Source organism: Burkholderia sp. MR1-5-21 (assembly GCF_053427715.1).
This window is the reverse complement of sequence record NZ_JBSAXD010000138.1, coordinates 1-383: the sequence shown is the minus strand read 5'-3', so window position 1 is coordinate 383 and position 383 is coordinate 1. Positions and strand designations below refer to the sequence as shown.

At 66.1% G+C, this 383-nt stretch carries 1 protein-coding gene; it reads right to left on the bottom strand.

Annotated elements, in window-relative coordinates; all coding sequences use genetic code 11:
* Positions 1 to 383 (bottom strand): ABC transporter permease subunit (locus tag ACV229_RS40770; RefSeq protein WP_448088686.1); only part of this gene is annotated, 383 nt, incomplete at both ends.

Below are 383 nucleotides of genomic sequence, written 5' to 3'. Positions count from 1 at the left end.
TGGAAGGTCTTCGCGCCTTCGACGCTCGCCGAACGCGCCATCTCGAAGCCGAACACGGTCGGCTTCGGAATGCCCGAGATGCCGTCCGGGCCGCCCGTGAGGCTCGTCAGGTTGTTCGCGAGCAGACGAATGATCTCGCCGAAGCCGAGCGTGACGATCGCGAGATAGTCGCCGCGCAGCCGCAGCACCGGGAAGCCGAGCAGGAAGCCGAACGTCGCCGATGCGATCGCGGCGAGCGGCAGGCATTCCCAGAACGTGAGCCCGAAGTACTGGTTCAGCATCGCGTACGTGTAGCCGCCGACCGCGTAGAAGCCGACGTAGCCGAGATCGAGCAGGCCCGCGAAGCCGACCACGATGTTCAGCCCGAGGCCGAGGATCACGTA